Origin of the sequence: Aestuariivirga sp. (assembly GCF_037139295.1) — a bacterium.
Classification (GTDB): domain Bacteria; phylum Pseudomonadota; class Alphaproteobacteria; order Rhizobiales; family Aestuariivirgaceae; genus Aestuariivirga.
This window is the reverse complement of sequence record NZ_JBAXGR010000293.1, coordinates 1-1,763: the sequence shown is the minus strand read 5'-3', so window position 1 is coordinate 1,763 and position 1,763 is coordinate 1. Positions and strand designations below refer to the sequence as shown.

The following is a 1,763-nucleotide window of genomic DNA, read 5'->3' as shown; positions in this document are numbered from 1 at the left end:
TTCGCGGCGCCGGTAGCTCTCGACATTCATCTCGAGGATGGTGGCGTGGTGGGTATCCCCGCACTTGGCGAGGGCGACCATGCTATCACCCGCTGTTCGTGTTCAACCAGTTCGGCGACATCGAACGCTGTGCACTGCGCCCGGGCAATGTTCACAGCGCCGACGGCTGGAGGAATGTGCTGGAGCCTGTCGTTGAGCGTTACCGGGAACGGGACCTGCGCCGCTACTTCCGGGGCGATGCCGCCTTCGCCTCGCCCGACATCTATGAGTTTCTGGAGACAGAGGGCTACAAGTATACGATCCGTCTCAAGGCGAACGCCATCCTTCAGGACCGTATCGCCAGCCTGCTGACGCGGCCCGTCGGCCGGCCGCCCCATCATGTGGTCCGGACCTACGCCAGCTTCAGCTATCAGGCAGGGTCATGGGACAGAAAGCGCCGCGTCGTGGCCAAGGTCGAGTGGCACCCCGGCGAGCTTTATCCCCGCGTCGGCTTCATCGTCACCAACCTGAGCCGTCAGGCGGTGAAGGTCGTCGCCTTCTACAACATGCGCGGCACCTGCGAGCAGTGGATCAAGGAAGGCAAGGGCGCGATCAAGTGGACCCGCCTGTCATGCCGCACGTTCGCCGCCAATGCAGTCCGTCTCCAGCTTCACGCGCTGGCCTACAATCTCGGCAACTTCCTGCGCACCCTCGCAACACCCGAACCGATCAAGGACTGGTCGCTGACCAGCCTGAGGGAGAAGTTGATCAAGATCGGCGCGAAGATCATCAGCCACGGCCGCTATGTTGCCTTCCAGATGGCCGAAGTCGCTATCCCGAGACAACTCTTCGCCGACATTCTGCGGCTGATCGCCGAACTGCGGCCACCGCCTGATCCATCACCGGCGTGAAAGGCCCGGTTGTCATGCGTTCCAGCTCAAACCAAGGGAGAGGTGCGTCTTGATCAACGCACAATCACGGCAAAATCGACATTCCCGGCAAGCAATGAGCAGAAATTGCGGTCATGGCAGACTGTCGACGCTGTTTGCCAAGGGCCGGTCTTGCATCCGGCCCAAAATTGCGCAAATCGTGGACCTAACAAGCCGGTCATCCGGTGGATGTCGGCTCAAAGGATCTGGAGAAAATATTCGCTACAGGCCATGACGAGAACGAATCCCGATCATGTTGATCGCATAGCGGAAGCAACACTACTTGCCGAAGAGATGCCTTCCAGATCCGAGGTCGGTCTAACTATGCGTCAACTGAGACCCTCCTGTAAGATTTCGAAAAACCCTCGATCAAAAAGGAAATTCAACACATTTCCCTTGAGTCTCCATTAAAAGAATAGTAAATATACTTAGTATCGAAAGATGACCTTCAATCCGCAGTTGAGTATCGATGGTAGTTTTCGGAGTCGAAACAACTTTGAGTTACTACGCCTGATGACCGACCATGATGGAGTACCTAAATCATGTCGATGTTGATGAATGACCTCCTCCCGCATCCCGGCAGTACTCTGAGTACCACTGTTTCGATTGATCTCGACAGAACCGATGCGGCCCTGATCATCGACGCACTGCTGCAAGCCGAGATGACGATGCCTTTGATCGACGCCAGATACCGAACGATGAAGGCCGTCGAGAGTGTGTGCCTGAGGCCATTGCACTTGGCCAATCTTCTGGAAAAATTGATGCCCGAAGCCGTGGGGACTTAGAAGGCAAGTCTCATCTATTGGCTCTTTTGAAAAACGAGTGGGTTACGCGGCGTGACCATTGATCTTCGGG

2 protein-coding genes are annotated in these 1,763 nt (G+C 56.4%); both read left to right on the top strand.

Going from position 1 to position 1,763, the window contains the following annotated elements:
• Positions 1-890 (top strand): IS1380 family transposase (locus tag WCJ41_RS22045; protein ID WP_336907976.1); only part of this gene is annotated, 890 nt, incomplete at its 5' end.
• A gap of 560 nt (positions 891-1,450) precedes the next feature.
• A complete protein-coding gene (locus WCJ41_RS22040; RefSeq protein ID WP_336907975.1) occupies positions 1,451-1,693 on the top strand; it encodes a hypothetical protein in 243 nt (80 codons plus the stop codon).
• Positions 1,694-1,763: the final 70 nt, after the last annotated feature.

What these genes read in the sequence shown, in the direction of transcription:
- WCJ41_RS22040 (WP_336907975.1), top strand. Translation starts at nt 1,451, where the DNA reads ATGTCGATGTTGATGAATGACCTCCTCCCGCATCCCGGCAGTACTCTG.